This is a genomic window from Nocardiopsis alba DSM 43377 (genome assembly GCF_000341225.1).
GTDB classification, from domain to species: Bacteria; Actinomycetota; Actinomycetes; order Streptosporangiales; family Streptosporangiaceae; genus Nocardiopsis; species Nocardiopsis alba.
Genome location: NZ_ANAC01000034.1, coordinates 1 through 19,796 on the forward strand (window position 1 = coordinate 1; position 19,796 = coordinate 19,796).

Annotated in this window: 19 protein-coding genes; 10 read left to right on the plus strand and 9 right to left on the minus strand. The window is 71.1% G+C overall.

The features are described 5' to 3' along the window. Nucleotides 1-668 (plus strand): ATP-binding cassette domain-containing protein (locus D451_RS0125230; protein ID WP_017536474.1); only part of this gene is annotated, 668 nt, incomplete at its 5' end. A 138-nt stretch (nt 669-806) separates the two neighbouring features. On the opposite strand, the gene D451_RS0125235 is transcribed toward D451_RS0125230, so the two are convergent. Next, nucleotides 807-1,460 (minus strand): TetR/AcrR family transcriptional regulator, encoded by a 654-nt coding sequence (locus D451_RS0125235; RefSeq protein WP_237450003.1) that lies wholly within the window; start codon nt 1,458-1,460, stop codon nt 807-809. A gap of 71 nt (nt 1,461-1,531) precedes the next feature. Here D451_RS0125235 and D451_RS0125240 point away from each other — a divergent pair, with 71 nt between their 5' ends. The 7 genes from D451_RS0125240 to D451_RS0125270 all read left to right on the plus strand — a co-directional run bounded on the left by D451_RS0125240 (nt 1,532) and on the right by D451_RS0125270 (nt 8,141). Then, on the plus strand, nt 1,532-2,335 hold the full coding sequence (locus tag D451_RS0125240; RefSeq protein WP_241463386.1) for a YqeB family protein: 804 nt from the start codon (nt 1,532-1,534) through the stop codon (nt 2,333-2,335). Beyond that, nucleotides 2,322-2,486, plus strand: coding sequence for a 50S ribosomal protein L33 (gene rpmG / locus D451_RS0125245; RefSeq protein WP_014908936.1), 165 nt, complete (start codon nt 2,322-2,324; stop codon nt 2,484-2,486). The genes D451_RS0125240 and rpmG overlap by 14 nt, the downstream gene beginning before the upstream one ends. 33 nt (nt 2,487-2,519) lie before the next feature. Further along, a complete protein-coding gene (locus D451_RS0125250; protein ID WP_014911327.1) occupies nt 2,520-2,765 on the plus strand; it encodes a type B 50S ribosomal protein L31 in 246 nt (81 codons plus the stop codon). A 212-nt stretch (nt 2,766-2,977) separates the two neighbouring features. Continuing rightward, nucleotides 2,978-5,326, plus strand: coding sequence for a lysylphosphatidylglycerol synthase transmembrane domain-containing protein (locus D451_RS0125255; protein ID WP_017536477.1), 2,349 nt, complete (start codon nt 2,978-2,980; stop codon nt 5,324-5,326). 99 nt (nt 5,327-5,425) lie between these two features. Further along, entirely contained in the window at nt 5,426-6,187 is a 762-nt protein-coding gene (locus D451_RS0125260; RefSeq protein WP_017536478.1) for a MerR family transcriptional regulator, read from the plus strand. 140 nt (nt 6,188-6,327) lie between these two features. Then, nucleotides 6,328-6,783, plus strand: a complete 456-nt coding sequence (gene aroQ, locus D451_RS0125265; RefSeq protein WP_014908156.1) for a type II 3-dehydroquinate dehydratase — start codon at nt 6,328-6,330, stop codon at nt 6,781-6,783. A gap of 149 nt (nt 6,784-6,932) precedes the next feature. After that, nucleotides 6,933-8,141 (plus strand): FUSC family protein, encoded by a 1,209-nt coding sequence (locus D451_RS0125270; protein WP_017536479.1) that lies wholly within the window; start codon nt 6,933-6,935, stop codon nt 8,139-8,141. Nucleotides 8,142-8,178: 37 nt separating this feature from the next. Here D451_RS0125270 and D451_RS0125275 read toward each other — a convergent pair whose 3' ends face one another. After that, the gene (locus tag D451_RS0125275; RefSeq protein ID WP_017536480.1) at nt 8,179-10,491 is read right to left on the minus strand and encodes an FdhF/YdeP family oxidoreductase; all 2,313 of its coding nucleotides are present in this window, start codon (nt 10,489-10,491) and stop codon (nt 8,179-8,181) included. A 42-nt stretch (nt 10,492-10,533) separates the two neighbouring features. After that, entirely contained in the window at nt 10,534-11,130 is a 597-nt protein-coding gene (locus tag D451_RS0125280) for a hypothetical protein (RefSeq protein ID WP_017536481.1), read from the minus strand. A 167-nt stretch (nt 11,131-11,297) separates the two neighbouring features. Here D451_RS0125280 and D451_RS0125285 point away from each other — a divergent pair, with 167 nt between their 5' ends. Continuing rightward, nucleotides 11,298-11,756: a membrane protein gene (locus D451_RS0125285; RefSeq protein ID WP_014909275.1), complete on the plus strand. Its 459-nt coding sequence runs from the start codon at nt 11,298-11,300 to the stop codon at nt 11,754-11,756. Nucleotides 11,757-11,771: 15 nt separating this feature from the next. On the opposite strand, the gene D451_RS0125290 is transcribed toward D451_RS0125285, so the two are convergent. The 6 genes from D451_RS0125290 to D451_RS0125315 all read right to left on the minus strand — a co-directional run bounded on the left by D451_RS0125290 (nt 11,772) and on the right by D451_RS0125315 (nt 17,530). Then, complete coding sequence (locus D451_RS0125290) at nt 11,772-12,254, minus strand: YbaK/EbsC family protein (RefSeq protein ID WP_017536482.1); 483 nt, start codon at nt 12,252-12,254, stop codon at nt 11,772-11,774. Nucleotides 12,255-12,320: 66 nt separating this feature from the next. Then, nucleotides 12,321-13,634 carry a YeeE/YedE family protein gene (locus D451_RS0125295; RefSeq protein WP_014909875.1) on the minus strand — a complete coding sequence of 438 codons (1,314 nt, stop codon included), beginning with the start codon at nt 13,632-13,634 and terminating at the stop codon, nt 12,321-12,323. Nucleotides 13,635-13,983: 349 nt separating this feature from the next. After that, complete coding sequence (locus D451_RS0125300; RefSeq protein ID WP_017536483.1) at nt 13,984-15,081, minus strand: acyltransferase family protein; 1,098 nt, start codon at nt 15,079-15,081, stop codon at nt 13,984-13,986. A 72-nt stretch (nt 15,082-15,153) separates the two neighbouring features. Further along, nucleotides 15,154-15,879, minus strand: a complete 726-nt coding sequence (locus tag D451_RS0125305) for a DUF4097 family beta strand repeat-containing protein (protein ID WP_017536484.1) — start codon at nt 15,877-15,879, stop codon at nt 15,154-15,156. 197 nt (nt 15,880-16,076) lie between these two features. Then, a complete protein-coding gene (locus tag D451_RS0125310; RefSeq protein ID WP_017536485.1) occupies nt 16,077-16,466 on the minus strand; it encodes a GatB/YqeY domain-containing protein in 390 nt (129 codons plus the stop codon). Between the two features lie 98 nt (nt 16,467-16,564). Beyond that, nucleotides 16,565-17,530, minus strand: coding sequence for a helix-turn-helix transcriptional regulator (locus D451_RS0125315; protein ID WP_017536486.1), 966 nt, complete (start codon nt 17,528-17,530; stop codon nt 16,565-16,567). A gap of 90 nt (nt 17,531-17,620) precedes the next feature. Here D451_RS0125315 and D451_RS0125320 point away from each other — a divergent pair, with 90 nt between their 5' ends. Continuing rightward, the gene (locus D451_RS0125320; RefSeq protein WP_017536487.1) at nt 17,621-19,759 is read left to right on the plus strand and encodes an MGH1-like glycoside hydrolase domain-containing protein; all 2,139 of its coding nucleotides are present in this window, start codon (nt 17,621-17,623) and stop codon (nt 19,757-19,759) included. Nucleotides 19,760-19,796: the final 37 nt, after the last annotated feature.

Sequence of the window (19,796 nt, forward strand, 5' to 3'; positions counted from 1 at the left end):
GGCTGCTGGAGCCCACCGAGGGCACCGTGGAGTTCGAGGGCCAGGACATCACCCACCTGTCGGAGCACCGGCTGCGGCCGCTCCGCCGGGACATCCAGATGGTGTTCCAGAACCCCTACTCCTCGCTCAACCCGCGTCTGACCATCGGTGAGAGCATCGGCACCGCCCTGAAGGTCCAGGGGGAGCGGGACGGAAAGAAGATCCGCTCGCAGGTGCAGGAGCTCCTGGCGCGCGTGGGTCTGGAGCCTGATCACTACAACCGGTTCCCGCACGCGTTCTCGGGTGGTCAGCGGCAGCGGATCGCGATCGCCCGGGCGTTGATCCTCAAGCCGAAGCTGATCATCTGCGACGAGCCGGTCTCGGCGTTGGACGTGTCCACGCAGGACCAGGTGCTGCGGTTGCTGTCGGAGTTGCAGGACGACTTCGGTCTGACCTACATCTTCGTGGCTCACGACCTGGCGGTGGTGCGCCAGGTCAGCGACCGGGTCGCGGTGATGTGCAAGGGCGAGGTCGTCGAGATGGGCGACAGCGACTCGGTGTACGAGAACCCGCAGAGCGACTACACCCGTCGTCTGCTCACGGCCGCGCCGATCCTGGACCCGGACGAGGCCCGGCGTCTTCGCTCCGAGCGTCACGCCGAACGTGAGGGCAAGGGGACGGCCGCCTGATCGAAGGGCGCCGTTCTCCGAAGGGGGCGGTCATGGGGGAGACCCCGTGACCGCCCCCTCTTTATTTCGCATGTCACCGGTCGACGGCCGTGGCGGCCTCCCCTCGTACGAGTGGTGCGTCCCCGTTCGGAGGGAGGTTCAGCCCGTCTCCTCGGGTGGGGTGCCTTCGGGCGGGGAGGGCGCGACCGCCGCGTGTACGAAGAGCTCGGCGAGCTCGCGGGCGTAGTCCTCGTGGCGCTCTCTCGGTAGTTCGGCCAACCGGTGGGGGACCGAGCTCAGGGCGGCGAAGAGGGTGTCGACGAACACCTCGGGGTCGAAGACGCGGAACTCCCCGTAACGGGCCCCCTCGGCGAGGAACCCGGCCAGCTCGGCGCGGCCGGAGTCGCGGGTCCCGGCCACGGAGGCGCGCAGCCCCTCGGGCAGGTCGGCGTTCAGGATGTTCTGCCGGGCGGACATCTCCTCGGGGTGCTCGGAACAGTAGCGGACGTGCCCGCCGACGATGCGCCCCAGGCCGTCGGAGAACCCCTCCAGGGGCTCGGGGCCGCCCTCCATCGCGCGGTCCAGGCGCGAGTCGATGTGGTGCAGGATCGCGGCCAGGAGACGTTCCCGTGTCTTGAAGTGATAGGTGATGAGCCCCGGACTGATGGAGGCGCGTCGCGCGATGCGGGCGAACGAGGCCTTCGAGTACCCCTCCTCCGCGATGGTCTCGATCGCGGCGGTGACGATCTGGCGGCGGCGGGCCTCTTCCACGAACGAGGGCTTCCGGTCGTCCTCGGAGTTGTCTGGTTGCATGTACAGCATCCTATATGTTCAACTAGGAATCAGTCGAACATCGTTGAGGGCGAGGGGTGAGGGTCGTGTCGGTGTCCACAACCGGAACGAGGACCGTGGTGAGGGCCGGGGTCGGGACGCGCCTGTTCGTCTGGGGCCTGTTCCCCGTGCTGGGCGCCGGAGCGGGGGTGCTCCTGTCCCTGGCGCCCGGATGGGCGACGCGGCTTCCGGACTGGGTCCACGCCCTGCCCATGATGCCCGGAGCCGAACAGATCGCACTGCTCGCCGGTCTCCAAGGGGTCGTGCTCACCTCGATCCTGGCCGCGGTGGGGCTGGCGGCCGGCCTCCTGCTCGCCCTGACGGCCCATGGGGAGATGGTCGCCGTCGAGGTCTCGCCTCGAGGCGCCGTGCTGACCTCCTCCGAGAGGCGTGAGGAGTACGCGCGAGAGGACATCGGGGCGATCTTCGTCGACGGTCACGACCTGGTCCTGCTCGACACCCGCACCGCCGAGCTGGGGCGATGGCGCACCGATCACCCCGAGCGGCGACTGCGGGAGGCCTTCGTCGCCCACGGCCACCCCTGGAACGAGGGCGACCCGTACGCGGACGAGTTCCGACGTTGGGCCGACGGCATGCCCGAGCTCGACGGGCACGCCCAGTCCCTGCTCCGTTCCCGGCGTACGGCGCTCAAGGAGAAGGACGCCGAGGACGCGGCGGAGCTGCGCGAGGAGCTCGCCGCCGTGGGGATCCTGGTCCGTGAGGAGGGGCATCGGCAGTACTGGCGCCGGGCCCGGCCGTGTGTGGAAGGGACGAAGGGCGAGCACGGGAATGAAAACGGTTTTCTCTCGGTTGACGGGGGCGACACCGATCAGGGAGGCGCACATGGCACGCGATGACGTTCGACCCGTCACCAGGCTCAAGTCCACCGGGGGCACCGGCACCACCTACGTCACCCGTAAGAACCGGCGTAACACCCCCGACCGTCTGGTCCTGAACAAGTACGACCCGGCGCTCCGCCGTCACGTCGAGTTCCGCGAGGAACGCTGAACCACGGCCGAGCCCACCCGAGGAGGGACCCACATGAGAACCGGAATCCACCCCGAGCTGCGTCCCGTCGTCTTCCGTGACCGGGCCGCGGGCTTCTCCTTCCTGACCCGGTCCACCATGACCGGCGACAAGACCGTCACCTGGGAGGACGGACGTACCTACCCGCTGGTCGACGTCGAGATCTCCAGCGCCGGCCACCCCTTCTACACCGGTGACACCCGTGTGGTGGACACGGCGGGCCGGGTGGAGCGCTTCCGCCGCCGCTACCGGGACCGGTGACCGTCACGGGACGGCGGGACGTCCCGAGCCGCACCCGAACCGCGTCGACGCCGCCGGCACCGCCCGGCGGCGTCGTCATGCCGGGATCCCACCGCGGTGAAGGGACGAAACACCACCACCCCTGACGTCCGTAACCCGAAGGGTCGGGCAGGCTTGTCCCTGTGACAACAACCCCGACCGACGTTCCCGCCCCCGCCCCGGGGCGCACGGCAGTGAGCTCCCCGCGCAGACCCGTCGACCTGCTGACGGCGATCGCCGGCCTGATCCTGGTCGTGCTGTTCCTGATCCTGGTCAGCGACGCGATCTCCGACGGCGCCCCCACGGACGACGCCTCCCAGCTCCGAGCGGTACTGCCGAGGGGGTCGCTCTTCGTCGTCTCCCTGAGCGCCAACCTCCTGCTCATCGTCCTGATCTCCTACGTCGTCCTGCGCACCCTGATCGTCGCCGGGCCGCGCGACGTGCTGCGCCCGCTGTTCGGCGCGGTCACGGCCTACGCCATGACGTCCTACGTCAACGCGCAGTTGGAGATCGCGACCATGGGGGCGGCCCCGTTGCCGGGGCTGCCCGACGACGTCCTCACCGCCGCCACCCTGGGCTACGTCGCGGCCGGGATCGCGTTCACCCGGACCATGCCCACCGGGCAACCGCGGGTGCGCTCCCTGTTGTGGGGCACCAACGCCCTGATCGCCGTCATCGCGATCATGGCCGGGGTCAGCAGCATCCTCGCCGTCCTCTTCACCGTCCTCGTCGGGTTCACCTGCGCCGCTCTGGCCGACTACGTCGTCGGTACCCGGGTGACCCCGCCGGACATCGAACGAATCCGGGACGAACTTCGCCGTTTCGGTCTGATCGCCGACCACATCACCCCCTCGGGCACGGATCGCGAGGGGGACCCCCTCTACCTCGCCGATCTGGACGACGGAGGTCGTGCCGAGCTCACCGTCCTCAGCACGGAGAACGGCGACGGGTTCTGGCGACGCCTGCGAGACCTGCTGCTCCTGCGAGGACCCGTCGCGCCGCGCATCCTCTACGGCTCCCGCAGACGCGCCGAGCACGCCGCCCTGATGAGCGCCTCGGCCCGTGACGCCGGGGTGCGCGCGCCCCGGGTGCTGGCCCTGGGGGAGCTCTCACCCGGAACGGTCCTCCTGGCCCGCGAACGCGCCCGGATCCGTTCCCTGGACACGCTGGAGGCCTCCGAGGTCACCGACGCCCTCCTCGCCGACCTGTGGCGGACGCTCATCATGCTCCACCGGCGCCGCGTCGCCCATGGAGACCTGAACGGGACCACGGTCGGGGTACGTGACGACCTCCCCGACGGCGTCCTGGAGGCCGCCCTGACCGGCTTCGACCACGGCTCCGTGGCCGCCCCTCCTCTGCGCACATCTCTGGACACCGCCGCGATGCTCACCCTGCTGGCCTCCCACGTGGGCGTCGAACGCGCCGTGGACTCGGCGGTCCGGGCCCTGGGGGTGGACACCACCGCCGCCGTCCTGCCCCTGCTCCAACCCCCGGGTCTGCCGAACGGTCTGCGCTCCGAGCTGCGCCGCCGCGACCGGGGGCTGCTCGCCCGCCTGAGACGCCACCTCGCGACGATCGCCCCCCAGGCCCCCGCCGAGCCGGCGCGGCTGGAGCGGATGCGCCCCCGCACCATCGTCAGCGTGGTCGTGGCCACCGCCGTCGGCCTGATCCTCGTCTACCAGCTCGCCGGGGTCGACCTGGCCACGATCCGCCACGCCGATCCGTGGTGGGCCCTGGCCGCGTTCGCCATGGCCACCACCTGCATGATCGCCGCCGCCATGGTGCTGGTCGGTTTCGTACCGGCCCCGCTGCCGTGGTGGCGGACGGTCCTGGTGCAGTACGCCGCCTCCTTCGTGCGGATCGCCGCCCCGGCGGGGCTCGGATCGATCGCGATCAACGGCAGGTACGTCATCAAGGCGGGGGTGCCCACGCCCCTGGCCCTGTCCGCGGTGGGCCTCACCCAGCTGGTGGGCTTCCTCGTGCACGTCCCCCTCCTGCTGATCTGCGCCTACCTCACCGGGACCTCCTACTGGAGCGGGTTCACCCCCTCGCCGACCGTCGCCGTCATCAGCATCCTGGGCACCGCCGCCGTGGCCGCGGTGCTGCTGCACCCCCGAATGAGGCGGGCCGTCACCAAGAGGCTGCGCCCCTACCTGAGCGGGGTCCTGCCCCGGCTGCTGGACATGTTCCAACGTCCGCTGAGTCTGCTGCTCGGCGTGGGCGGCACCTTCCTGCTGACCGTGGCCTTCGTCCTGTGCCTGCACTTCTCGGTCCTGGCCTTCGCCGACCCCGGACTCCAGGTGGACCTGGTCGCCGTCGCCGTGGTCTTCCTGGCCGGCAACGCGATCGGTTCGGCCGCGCCCACCCCGGGCGGGCTGGGGGCGGTGGAGGCCGCGCTGATCGGCGGGCTCACCGCCGTGGCCGGGATCCCCGCGGCGGTGGCCCTGCCCGCCGTCCTGCTGTTCCGAGTGCTCACCTTCTGGTTCCCGGTGCTCCCCGGCTGGGCCGCCTTCCTCCACCTCCAGCGCCGCGAGGCCATCTGACCGCACCCGGGGGCGGGGAGTTCCACGCTTGCGGTTGACGCGACGTCAAGATCTAACGTCGTTCCCGGGTCGGAGGTACCGGCCCGAGAAGGGGGACGGATGTCCTGGTCGGTGAGCGAGGTCCGCCGCATGAGCGGGGTGACCTCTCGGACCCTGCGGCACTATCACCACATCGGACTCTTGGAGCCCGAGGACGTCGACCCCGGCGGGCGGCGCCGTTACGGACGGCGTGAACTGCGCCGACTCCAGCGGATCCTGCTCCTGCGCGAACTGGGGCTGGGCCTGGCCGAGATCCGTCGGGTCCTGGACGACGAACGGGACGAGGTGACCGCCCTGCGCGGGCACCTGAGCACCCTGGAGGCCGAACGCGGACGTCTGGACACCCTCATCGAGACCGTGCGTCGCACCGTCGACGCGCTGGAAGGAGACGACGTGAACGCCATCCGACCCGAGGAGCTCTTCGAGGGCTTCGACGCCGGCCGTTACGAGGAGCGGGCCCGGAGCACGTGGCCCGAGCAGTGGGAGCGGGCCCGCGCCGCGACCGAGGAGATGTCCCCGGAGGAGGCCGACCGGATGCGGGCCGAGGCCGTGGAGAGGATGGAGCGCATGGCCGCCCACCTGAGGGCGGGCACCCCGGTCGACGACCCGGCCGTGCGCGCGGAGGTGGCCGACCTCCACCGGGGGCTCACCCGCATGTGGACCCCCGACGCGGCGGCCTTCGCCCACCTGGGCCGGGTCTACGCCGAGGAAGGGCCCTGGCGCGAGGTGCACGAGAAGGTGGCCCCGGGGCTCGCCGACTACCAGCGCGCGGCGATGGAGGACTACGCCCACCACGTCCTGGCGGAGGACGGGGAGCGGTGACCTCGGTCGACCGGCCCCGGTGACCTCGCCCCTCCGGGAGCGTCGGACACGGTTCCGGCGCTCCCGGCGCGGGGCGGGGGAATCCCGCCCGGGGCTACCCTGGTGCCCTTCGACCACCACGACGACAGAAGGCACGACCGATGACCGACCTCTCCCGTACCGTCCTGCTGCTCAACGGACCCAACCTCAACCTCCTGGGCACCCGGGACCCCGAGCAGTACGGAACCACCACGCTGGCCGAGATCGAGGAACGGGTGCGCGTCCTCGGCCGGGAACTGGGGGTCGAGGTGGTCTGCGCCCAGAGCAACAGCGAGGGCACCATGGTCGACCACATCCACGAGTCGCGCCACCGGCTGGGGGTGGTGATGAACCCCGGAGCCTACGCGCACTACAGCATCGCCCTGCGCGACGCGATCGACGCCATCGAGGCCCCCGTGGTCGAGGTGCACATCTCCAACGTGTACGCCCGCGAGGCGTTCCGGCACACCTCGGTGACCGCCCCCGTGGTCGCCGGCTACGTGGCCGGCTGCGGGATCACCGGTTACGAACTCGGACTGCGCGCGCTCCTGGCCCGCGACGCCGAACGCCGGGCCTGAACCCCCGGACCGGGGCGGACGGCGACCCGCCCCGGTCCGAGAGGAGAACACGACACCCGGCATGGCGAATCCGCCCTTGTCCGCCTTCGACCGGTAACAATGAGACCCCCACCCCCCGAAGGCCTTATCCCTTCGTCGGTGAGGAGAACATGGGAGAGCCGCTCATCGGGGGGCGCGTCCACAGGCAGCGGTTGCGGCACCTGGTGGTGGAGACGAGCGAACGTCTCTCCGCCCACGCCTCCACGATCATCCTCGCCGTCATCGCCGCGGTGCTGTCCTGGACCATCGCCGGTGGTCTGATCAACGACCACTACCCCTTCTTCGCGCCGATCGCCGCGGTCATCGCGCTCAACGCCTCGGGAGGGGAACGCGGGGCCAGGGCCCTCCAACTCCTGGCCGGGGTGTTCATCGGCATCCTCTGCGGTGAGGCGGCCGTCTTCTTCACGGCCTTCGACACGATGGCCATGGCGGTGGCGATGAGCCTGGCGATGATGGTCGCCGTGGCCGTCGGCGCCGAACGGATCGTGATCGGTCAGGCCGCCTCCAGCGCCATCCTCACCACGATCTTCGTCACCGGGAGCAACCCCGGTCCGGGGCGGCTCGTCGACGCGCTCATCGGAGCCGGGGTGGCCCTGCTCTTCAGCCAACTCCTCTTTCCGGCCCGCCTGGTCGCCCTCCTCAGACGGATCGAGGAGGACGCCCTGAACGAGATGGCGCGCATGCTCGACGCCGTGGGTCACTCCCTGGAGCAGGACGGCGACGACGCCAACGAACAGATGGTCAACCGTCTGGGCGATCTGAGCCGACCCATGGCCGAACTCAGCCGGGCGCGGGAGAGCAGCATGTCCACGGTCCGTCTGTCCACCCTCAGATGGGGGGACACCGAGCCGGTCATGGACGAGGACGAGATCATCGAACGCCTCATCCTGTTGGGGGAGAGCTGTCTGTTCCTGGCCCGGACCACCACCTCCATGGGGGACGAGGAACGCCGGGAACTCGCGCCCATCGTGTGCGACATGGCCGCCGTGCTCGCCATCCTCGCCGACGACCTCAGCAGCAGACAGGCGCGTGAACAGGCGGTCGAACAGGCCCTGACCGCGGCGCGCGGCTACGGCGCGGCCTCCCCCGACGACGACCCCGTCACCCAGGCCACCCATCTGGCGGTGGAGATGGTCGCCAGCGACATCATGGTGTTCGCCGGCATCCGTTTCGAGGACGTCGAGGACGTGCTCCAAGGGGAGATGGAGGACCCCACGATCCCCAGCCCCCAGGGGGAGCCGTGGCTGCCATGGCTGAGCTGGCGGCCCCATTGGCGGCTGAGGTGGGGACGTCCCGGGCGTTCCTTCAAACGCCGTTGAGGGGGCGGGGCGCCATCGGGTACGGGCCCCGCCCGACTCAGCCCTCGGCGGACGGCTCGAAGCGCACCACCACCGACTTGGAGGTGGGGGTGTTGCTCACCTCGGCGGTGGAGTCCAACGGCACCAGCACGTTGGTCTCCGGATAGTAGGCGGCGGCGCTGCCCCGCGCCGTCGGGTAGTGCACCACCCGGAACCTCGGGGCGCGCCGTTCGCGGCCGTCCGACCACTCGCCGACCAGGTCGGTGTAGGCGCCGTCGACCAGCCCCAGTTCGGCGGCGTCCTCGGGGTTGACGAGCACGACCCGGCGGCCGTCCTTGATCCCCCGATAGCGGTCGTCCAGCCCGTAGATCGTGGTGTTGTACTGGTCGTGCGAGCGCAGGGTCTGCAACAGCAGCCTCCCCTCGGGCACCCGGGGCGCGTAGGTGCCGTTGACCGTGAAGTTGGCCAGCCCCGTCGCGGTCGGGAACCGCCGGTCGTCCCGGGGCGCGTGCGGCAGGGTGAACCCTCCGGGGCGGCGCGCCTTGGCGTTGAAGTCCTCGAAGCCCGGGATCACCGCGGCCACGTGGTCGCGCACACGGTCGTAGTCGGCCATCCCGTCCCAGTCGATGGGGGAGTTCCCGAACAGGCGACGTCCCAGACCCCGGACGATGTCGACCTCGGACCACATGTGCTCCGACAGCGGAGGCAGGACCCCGTGCGAGGCGTGCACCTCGCCCATCGAGTCCTCCACCGTCACCCACCGAGGGCGGCCCTCGTGCAGATCGCGGTCGCTGCGGGCCAGCGCGGGCAGGATGAGCGCCCTGGCCCCCGTGATCACGTGCGAACGGTTCAACTTGGTGGACACGTGCACCGTCAACCCGACCCGACGCATCGCCTCCTCGGTCACCTCGGTGTCGGGCGAGGCGGACACGAAGTTGCCGCCCATCGCGAAGAACACGCCGACCTCGCCCCGGGACATCGCCCGGATCGCCTCGACCGTGTCGTAGCCGTGTTCACGTGGCGGTTCGAAACCGAACTCCGCGCCCAAGGCGTCCAGGAAGGCCTCGGAGGGGCGTTCGAAGATGCCCATCGTCCGATCGCCTTGCACGTTCGAGTGGCCGCGCACCGGGCACACGCCCGCGCCCGGACGACCCACGTTGCCGCGCAGCAGCAGGAAGTTGACCACCTCGCGGATGGTCGGCACCGAATGCCGATGCTGGGTCAGCCCCATCGCCCAGCACACCACGATCCGCTCGGAGGAGGTCACCATCGCGACCAGCTCCTCCATCTGTGCCCGCGACAGGCCGGTGTCGCGCTCGGTGCGCTCCCAGAACTCCGTCTCGGGCTCGCTCAGCAGGGCCTGGGAGAACTCCTCGAAACCGTGGGTGAAGGTCTCCACGAACTCCCGGTCCAGCACGTCCTCGCCGCGCCGGTCGGCCTCCAACAGCAGCCGGTCGACCGCGCTGAACAGGGCCAGGTCCCCGCCGACCTTGATCTGGAGGAACAGATCGGTCAGTTCGGTGCCGCGCCCGACCAGACCTCGGGCGTGCTGCGGGTTGCGGAACGTGATCATGCCCGCCTCGGGGAGCGGGTTGACGGTGACGATCCGCGCCCCCGACCGTTTGGCCTTCTCCAGGGCGCTGAGCATACGGGGATGGTTGGTGCCCGGGTTCTGGCCGGCGACGATGAGCAGGTCGGCCTGGTGCACGTCCTCCAGGGACACGCTGCCCTTGCCCACGCCCAGCGTCTCGGTCAGGGCCGAACCGGACGACTCGTGGCACATGTTCGAGCAGTCCGGCAGGTTGTTGGTGCCCAGCCGGCGGGCGAGCAACTGGTAGGCGAAGGCCGCCTCGTTGCCGGTCCGGCCCGAGGTGTAGAACACCGCGCCGTCGGGGGAGTCGAGGGAGCGCAGCTCCTCGGCGATCATGTCCAGGGCGGCGTCCCAGGTGATGGGCTCGTAGTGGGTGCCGCCCTCGGGCAGGTACATCGGTTCGGTGAGCCGCCCCCGCCGGCCCAGCCAGTAGCCGGAGCGTTCGGCCAGGGTCGCGACCGGGTGGCGGGCGAAGAAGTCCGCGTCCACGGTGTGCCGGGTGGCCTCCTCGGCCACCGCCTTGGCGCCGTTCTCGCAGAACTCGGCCTTGTGCCGCTTGTCGGGATCGGGCCAGGCGCAGCCGGGACAGTCGAAACCGCGCTTCTGGTTGACGGCGAGCATGGCGGGGAGACCTCGTCGGATCCCCGCCTGGTCGCCGACATGGCGCACGCTGTTGAGTACGGCGGGGACCCCCACGGCGCTCCGGGCGGGCGGTCCCACCTCCGGGTCGTCCTGAACGGGGTCGGGCGTCTCCGAGTCCTGGTGTGTCACGACCACCATTGTTCCACCGGTGGTGACGGTGTCCAGGCCCCGCCTTCCGGATCAGTCCAGGGTGCCCGCGAAGGTCACGGCCGGGTAGATCGGCATGAAGTCCTGGTCCTGGAACTCGATCGTGTACTGGATCCGGGTGTCGCCCTCCTCCACCCAGCAGTCCTCGTCCCAGTATCCGGACTGGCCCGGCTCCAGGCTCTCGGGCGGATGCGCGCTGTCGCCCAGGGCGGGGGAGCCCGATTCGCGCAGGGGGTCGCCCACCGCGCAGGACCGGGTGACCACGCCGGTCTGGACGGTCTCGTCGCTCTCGTTGTCGAGTTCCACCCGCCATGACACGTACGGCAGGTCGCCCTCCCGGCCGGTGGTGGGGTCGACCCCGCCCTCCTCCACGCCGCGCTCGAAGCGGGTCAGCCGGACGGAGAAGCCGTCTCCGAGGTCGTGGGTCTCGTCCAGGTCGACGGTCACCGTCTCGAACCCGGTCTCGGGCCGGTCCTCGACGTCGTCGGGATGGTTCCCCTGGGGCGCCTGACCCGCCGCCGGTTCGGGAGGGCCGGAGACGGTGCCATGTGTGAGCCATCCGGCCCCGAAACCGACGATCAGGGCCAGTGCGATACCGACGGCGGTCATGAGCCGACCGTTCCTGGTCATGTGAGCGTCCCTCCCGAGCCGGGCGACCGCCCGGTGTCCTCGGTGACCGTACCGTACGGAAGGGTGACCGTGGTCCACGTCGGACGCACCCGGACTACACGTTCGGGCGTACTCGCCCGGGACCCGGGGCCGACGCGGACGCCCCCTCCTCTTCGCAGGATGGGGGCATGAGTACGACGCATCGCCTCGCTCCGGGGCTCTCCCCACCGGTCCTGATCCTGCTGGCGGCGCTCGCCGCGCCGCGGGTGATCCTGCACGACCTCGGCCTGATCGGCGAGGGCACGTTCGTCAACGCCCTGTTCGTGTTCGTCCCGCCCCTGGTGTGGATCGCCGTGGTCCTAGGGCGCCGGGCGCCGAACCCGTTCGTCACACTCCTGGTGGTGGGGGCGCTGTATGGGCTGATGCTCGTGATCGGCCACCAGATCCTGTGGAACGTCGCCTGGGAGGGGGAGCCACCCCGACTCGGCGGCTCCCTGAGCGCTCTGCCGCCCCTGGCCCATGAGGTGATCACCCGCGGCGCCGCGGTCGTGAGCGGCCTGGTCACCGGCACGGTCGTCGGGGCCCTCGCCGGTCTCGTCGCCCTGGCGGGGAGCAGGATCCTTCCCGAACGGGCGGGGACCCCGTGACCCGTACACGGTGGGTCAGTCGACCGCGGTCTCCGCGCCGCCGGTGATCCGGACCAGCTCGGCGTAGGTCAGCGGGAAGATCGTGTTCGGGGTCCCGCCCGCCGCCCACAGGGTGGGGTGGTCGGCCAGGGCGACGTCGACCACGGTCTCCACCGGCGCGGGGTGGCCGATGGGGGCGACCCCTCCGATGGCCTGGCCGGTCGCGGCCCGGACCTCCTCGGGGGTGGCCCGGCGGATCTCGTCACGCCCCAGCCGTTCGGCGAGCCGGCCCACGTGCACGCGATGTCCACCGCTGGTCATCACCAGCAGCGGTCGCCCGTCGGCCATGAACACCAGACTGTTGGCGATCGCGCCCACCTCGCAGTCCAGGGCCGCCGCGGCCTCGGCAGCGGTGCGGGTGGAGGCCGGCAGCGCGCGTACCCGGCCGGTGGCCCCGAGCCCCTCCAGGGCCCGGGCCACCGGCACGCTGCGTTCGGGCAGGTTCTCGACCTCGGTCATCCTCGGTCCCCTCGTCGTCGGTGTGGGGCGCAGACTACCGTGGCCGAGAACACGCGTGGGCCCCGATCAGCAGACGCTGTCGCTCGGCTTGGGCACGCCCAGGCCGAAGAGGGAACGCGCGCGCAGACCCACCCAGGTCCCGGCCAGGGCGAAGACCGCCCACAGCCAGCCGTGGACGCTGCCCGAGCCGATCCCCGCCAGGTAGGCGCCGATGTTGCAGCCGCCGGCCAGTCGGGCGCCGATCCCCATCAGGATGCCGCCGATCAGACCGGCGGCGACCAGCTTCCAGCTCAGACCGGTGTGCAGCTTCCAGGTGCCGGCCGCGCTCGCAGCCACGGCGGCGCCCAGGATGATGCCGATGTCGGTGAGGCTGTTCTTGTCCTGGAGGATCGGGGCGGCGAGCTGCTCGGCCTGGCCGGGACGGTCCCAGAAGGCCCAGGTCTCGGGGTGGAACCCGAGCAGCTGGAGCGCCTTGGCGCCCCACAGGTTGAAGGCCGAGGTGATGCCCCAGGCTCCTCCGGAGACCACGAGGACGGCGGCGCCCAGGACGGCGAGCATGAGCGCGCCCGCGACCAGCGGCCAGCTTCCGCGCAGGATCCGGGCGAGGCCGGCGGCCGAGGGCGGGGCGCCGACCGGCGGCGGGACGCGGCGGTTCTGGACGGCGCGGGTGACCACGACCATCGCGATCAGCGCCGCGATCGTGATCGCCCAGGAACCGCCCCAGCCGACGTGGTCGGAGAGCAGGATCGGTGGGATCTGGGGCAGGTCGGCGACCAGGGGCCAGGCGGCCGAGTAGATCACCGAACCGACGATGAAGCCGAACAGCGTGATCAGGATGGCGGACTGTCCGGAGCCGACCGCGAAGAGCGTGCCCGAGGCGCAGGCGCCGCCGAGCTGCATGCCGATGCCGAACAGGAACGCCCCCGCGAACAGGGCGATGCCGATCGGACCGGCCGAGGGCGCGGGCTCGTTGCCGAACAACCCGGTTCCGGTCCCGATGACCAGGGCGAACAGTGTGGCCGTGGTGCCGAGCAGGACCGCGTGGGCGCGGAGGCCGGTCCCGTTGCCCACGGCGAGGAACTGGCGCCAGGCCGAGGTGAACCCGAAACGCGAGTGGAAGAGGGTGAAGCCCAGGCCGACGCCGAGGAGCAGCAGGACGGCGGGCAGGGCGCCGTGTTCGGACCACACGAAGGCGGCCAGACCGAGGGCGCCGATCAGCGCGACGCCCAACGGCCACCAGCGGACCGGTTCGGCCTCGGGTGCCCGGGGCGGTGGGACGGAGAGGGTGGGACGCCAGTTCAGGGAGAGCGCGGGTGAGGCCGCGACCGGTCGATCGACGGAGTCGGCTTCTCCGACCGGATCAGTGGGTGTCGTGGTCATGGGAGAGGAGGTCCAGACGTGATGGGGCGGTGCGACCCCGCGCCGAGGGCCGGGACGGCCGGGACGGGTCCATCGCCCGGTACGCCGACGCGGGCGGTTCCGGTGCGAACGGAGGGGCGACGGGGTCGCGTGGGAAGGGGAGGCACACCGGTGCCGCGGGGGAGCGCGGAGACGGGACGAGTCGGGTCAGCGCACGCCGGAACGGCACCGGCGGCGACAGAGGCCGTCATCGGTGCTGGTCAGTGACATGGAGATCAGCGCCATGCACAGGAACCATGCGGGACCGGACATGGGGGAGATTCTAGGACATGAGGTCGTGCCAGGTCACACCGCCCACCACCCGAGCCGCTCACCCCGTGGGCGAGGCCTTCGAACGTCGTGGTCGGGTGCGCTCCGGTATTCCCAGGACGAATCGCGTCCACCGGGCCCGCCGGGCCAGTTCGTAACCGATCAGGCTCGCCACCAGGGAACCCGTCATGATCGCGAGAAAGGGCCACCCGCCGTGGTCGGCACGGGCGATCACGTGGTGGGCGATGATCACCAGGAAGGTCTGATGCAGCACGTACACGGGGAAGGCGGCGGGGGAGAAGTAGGAGTCGAAGGCGGTGCCCCGGTCCATGTACCGCCGTCCGTAGCCGAGAACCGCCAGTACCGCCGCCCAGCACAGCGCCGTACGCCATGAGTCGGACAGGGGGCTCTGCCCGGAGCCCACCGTGAGCGACTCGGTCAGCAGCCCGATCACCCCGACCAGGCCCAGGAACAGATGCGGTAGCCGCCGCCGCACCACCGCCTCCATCGTCGCCGGGTCCCGCACCAACAGATGTCCGAGGACGAAGAACGCCGCGAACACGACGAGGTTCTTGCCCAGCACACCGGGGATCAGGGCGAGGACGGCCAACGACGCCCCGGGCAGCGCGACCATGCCGATCGGGTGGTTCAAGGGCCCGGAGGAGGGATCGCGCCGTTCGATCAGCCCGATCAACGGTAGGAGGAGCGTGGCCAGCCCGTAGAGCAACAGGACGAACCACAGGTGCCCCAGGGCGAACCCGCCCTCGTACTCGGACCAGTCCGACAGGTCGGTGAAGTACGACCGGAGGAAGGCCACCGGACCGCCGGGGTCGCCCCCGTGGTGGAGGGTCGCGTAGTAGGCCTGCGGGGGCACGATCAACGCGATACCGAACAGGAACGGGTACAGCAGCCTCCGACGCCGTTCGCGGACGTAGGCCTCTGGCGTGCGCACGCCCAGCGAGTACCGACCGGCCATCCCCGCCAGGACGAACAGCAGGGGGAGCAGCCAGGAGAGCACCGGTATGAGCGTGGTGAGCAGGGGGTCGGGCCGCCCCTGGACATAGAAGGACTCCGAGGCGTCGAAGACGCGCGCGGTGTGGAAGGGGAAGAGGGCCAGGATACCCAGGTTCCTCAGTCGGTCGATGTACTCCAGGCGCATGGGGGATGCCTTCGTGGGGGATCGTCATCGGCCTCCTGCCCTGCGGGACGTCGCGGTACACCGGGCCGGTGGTCAGCCGTGGGGACGCAGGGTGATCCTGCCGTTCTCGGTCCGGGCGTTGACGGTGGCGTCGGCGGAGTCGTCCACGGAGACCTCGGCGAGGATCTCCCCGTTCCCCGGGGTCTCGAACACCGCGTAGGGACCCTCGGGCAGGACGATCGTCGCCGTGCCGGAGTTGGTGCTGACCTCCACCTCCTCGGGCCTTTCGACGAGGGAGGCGTCGATGGCCCCGGTGTCGGTCGCGGCGCGGACGACACCGGAGCGGATCCGGTCGAGACGCATCGCGCCCCCGTTCGAGGTCAGGTCGATCGGTCCGGAGACGTCGGAGATCGCGATGGCGCCGGTGTCGGTGTTGACCTGCAACGCCGAGTCCAGACCGGTGGCGGACACGGGGCCGCCGTCGGTGCGGATCGTCGTCGTGGTCCAGGCGGGCAGGGCGACCTCGTAGCGGACCCGGCACTCCGAGAGCAGGGAACAGTCGGCCCCCAGGGTGAGGGTGTCGCCCTCCAGCCCCCACTCGCCGCCGGCCTGGCCCGAGTCCTCACGGGTCACCCGGAGCCCCTCGCGCTCGGAGGGGACCAGGTCGATCGTCGCGAAGTCCCCTTCGATGACCAACGGTTCGGGCACGAGGTCGTAGACGCGCTCCTCCGGAGGGCCGAGTTCGGGGGAGGACGAACACCCCGCGGTCAGGGTCAGGCACAGGGCGGCGGTCGCGACGCGTACGGACCACGGACTCACGAGACCTCCTCCGCCACGCGTGGGACGATCCCGGGGTGGCCGCCCATGAGGGACCGGTACCCGCTTCCACGGGTAGGGCATGCCCATGACCGGGAAAACGTCCGGTCGGTTTCGCGCGCCCGGCCCTCGGGAGATGGCGGTGCGGGCCTCGACGAGCATGCGCGTCTTCCTCGGCGCCTCGTGAACGTCGACGCGATCTAGAGATAGGGGCGGAGCGCGTCGGCCTCGGTTCGGAGCCGGCGCGCCGCGTCGTGTCGTCCGTGGGCCTCGTAGCGGTCGGCCTCGACGGTCCGCTCCTCGATCTGTTCGTTCAGCAGGGCCCGCACCCGGTCGGCGGACAGGACGCGACGCGGGGCCTCGGTGGAACCGACCCCGGACCGGGACCCGGCGACGTGCTCGTTCACGGTGGTGCTCGGGGTCTCCGGCGCGGGCGCGGCCTCGGCGTTGTCCAGGGCGGCCAGGGCGGTGCGCAGCGCGGAGACGGTCTCGCGGCGCCGTTCCCGCATCGCCGTGACCAGGTCGGCGCGCATCCTGGCGCGCGGGGCGTCGACGTCGGCGGTGGGAGGGGTACGAGGTCGGTCGTTCATCAGGGGCCTCCGGTTCTCACGTCACGGTCGGCGACCATGAAGGGGCGTATCACTCCCTATAGTCATCTATATTGGTCATTATGTCTACTTTTAAATCACTATAGGGAACTTTCAGAGGTGTGGTGGGGTGTCGAGCCCTTGCCCGCGCCGAGGCGTCGAACGTTCCGGTAGCGCAGTGGCGCCTCGCCATGGGCGCGTCGGAACGCGTGGGAGAAGGCGAAGGGGGATCCGTACCCCACCCGGGAGGAGACCTCCTCCACCGACAGATCGGTGTCGCGCAACAACCCCCGGGCGGTGTTCATCCGCCACCAGGTCACGTAGCGCATCGGGGACAGGCCGGTCAGGGCGGAGAAACGGCGGGCGAAGGTCGCGCGCGACATGCGCGCCTCCTCCGCGAGGGAGGCCACCGTCCACGGGGCGGCCGGGTCCCGGTGCAGCGCGGCCAGGGCGGAGGCCGTGCCCGGATCGGCCAACGCCCGGGCCCACCCTCCGGTGCCGTGGCCCGGGCGCGGATCCAGGCAGGCGCGCAGGACGTACAGCAGCAACGTGTCCAGGAGGAGGGGGAGGAGGGCGTCCGACCCCGGTCGGTCGACGACGGTCTCCTCGTCCAGATCCTTCAGGACGCGCGCGATCGCCGGGCCGCCGTCCCGGACGTGGATCTGTGCGGGGAGGGCGGTGAGCAGCGGATGCGAGCGTTCACGGTCCAGTCGGTACCCGCCGGCGACGAACACCGTGGGCGGGTGAGGGCCGGGTTCGCCGTAGACGTACCAGCGGAAGCCGCCCTCGCCCGGCCTGGCCTCCTCCAGGGTCGACTCCGGCTCGAGTGGCCCGTCGCTCAACCCGTAGCCATCGCCGTGCGGGGAGAAGACGATGTCGCCGGGCCCCAAGGAGAGGGGCTCCCCTTCGTCCGGGAACAGACGACAGGTGCCGCTCAGGACGGCCATGAAGCCCGCCACACCGGGATCTCCGGGGAGATACCACCCCCAGGGGCCGTGCGCCTCGATCCGGGCCGAGCCCGGGGTCCCCGCGCGCATGGAGGTGGCCACGTCGCTCAACAGATCCATGGCGAAAGTCTAGATCGGTGAGCGTCTCACGAAGGAAGAACGGACTCAGGATCATGGATCGTCTCAGTGGAGCTTTCTAGTGTCGAACCCATGAACAGAGCAGAAGAGGACGGGAAGATCGACGCCGAGGAACTCTCACGGACGCCTCTGCCCGAGGATCCCTCCTGGCGCGACCTCGTGGTCCTACCGGACACCCCGCTCCTCGGTCCCGCCCACGTCACCGTCGAAAGGGACCCCGCGGGAGCCCCCGACCCCGAGCGGCTTCTCGTCGAAGGGGGAGAGCCCCTGGTTCTGCGTACCGCGGAGCGCCACGGCACCTCGGTGATCGTCGACCTGGGGCTGCTCGCCATGGGACGCCTGGAAGTGGTGGTCGAACGGATCGCCGGAGCCCCGCTGAGGGTGGCCCACGCCCAGTTCCGCGATCGACTCTCCCCTGAAGGCGACGGGATCGCCGCCTTCTTCGGAACCGACGCGGCCCCTTGGTCGCGGGTGGACCTCTTCGCTCCCAGGGAAGGGCGCGCCACCCTCGTCGCCGACGGCAAGCGCGAGTCGCGCTATCTGCTCCTGACCCTGGACGGTCCGGGCGAGGCCGTGATCGACCACGTCCGGATATGCTCCACGGTCTACCCGGTCGCCCGCGACGGGCACTTCCTCTCCGACGACGCGCTGGTGAACCTGGCCTGGCACGGTGGCGCCCACACCGGCGACCTGGCCTCTGTCAGTGAGGACAGCGATCTGCCCGGAGCACCCGAGGGGCCGAGCCCCTGGATGCTCACCACCCCCTTCGACCGGGTCATCTTCATGGGCGATCTGCACATGCAGGCGTTGGCCGGCTACCGGCAGAGCAGCGACTACGGGTGGCTGGTGCGCGAGTCGCTACGCCGTTTCGGCTGGATCCAGAACCCCGATGGTTCCCTTCCCGCGGCCGCCTCCCACCTGGTCCACGGCGACCCCGAACACCCCGATGATCCGGGCCCGGCCGACGGGTGGCGGGTCCCGGAGAACGGCCCCGACCCCGACCTGGCCCTGAGACGTGTGGGACCGGACGTCTCCCTGTTCCACGACGTGAGCATTCACGGCTTCACCGTCTTCTGGATCGCCGCCCTCGCCGACCACCACCTCCACACCGGCGACACCGGATTCGCGCGAGCGATGCTCCCCGTGGCCCGTCGGGCGATCGCCTTCCTGGAGAGTCGGACCGACGCCGACGGCCTGTTCCGTGAGGAGGAGGACCGGCGCACCGACCCGGAGGCGCCCTTGGCGATGGTCGCGAACTGGTCGCCCCTGGACCTGGCGTCCGGGGTCGACGCGCTCACCAACGCGGTCCTGTACGACGCGCTCAGAGGACTGGCCGCCTTGGAACGCGAGGTCGCCGACGACGTCGACGCCGCCCACCGTCTGGAGGAGCGGGCCGAACGTCTGCGGCGGGCCCTGGTGGACCGGCTCTGGGACGAGGAGGCCGGGGCCGTGATCCTCAACTCCGACGATCCGTCGCGGGACCGCACCGGTGACGCCAACGCCGGAGCCCTCGTCTTCGGGATCCTGGACCCCGAACGGGCCCGGCGTGTGATGCGCCACCTGGGGACCACGTTGGCCACGCCGTACGGAACCCGCTCCAGCGAGTTCGAGGACAACCCCTATCGGGCGTCGGACATCCAGGGCTACATCCAGGCCTTGGACGCGTTGGGACGTGTCCGGAACGGGGACGTCCAGGGCGCCCTGGACCTGATCCGGCGCTGGTGGGGCCACATGGTCGAGACCGGCCCGGGGACCGGCTGGTTCTCCTGGGAGAACGACGGCACGCGTGAGCCCGGGGCCTTCGCGAGCACCCCGTGGACGACCCCCGTGCCCGCGCTGAGCGAGGGCGTGCTGGGGGTGCGCCCCACCGCTCCGGGCTACCGGCGATGGAGGGTGGCCCCGGGCCTCGCCGACCTGGGGTGGGCTCAGGGACGGGTGCCGACGCCGGACGGGGGACTGGCGGTCCGCTGGGTGCGAGACCGGGAGGCCGGGACCTTCGTCCTCACCGTGGAGCCCTCGGGCGGAGCGGGCGAGGTGCTGGTGCCCCTGGACGGGGAACGACGACGTGTCGCGGTGGACGGGGTGCTCCGTTGGGACGGTGACCGTCCGGTGAACACGTCGGCTGAGCGGGGGAGCGAACCCCGCCTGGAGGGGGAAGGTCTCCTCTTCCCCGGGGTCGAGGGCCCGCACACCTTCGCCTGGGGACCCTGACCCTCCGGCGCCCCGGGCGGCGACGTTCGCCCGGGGC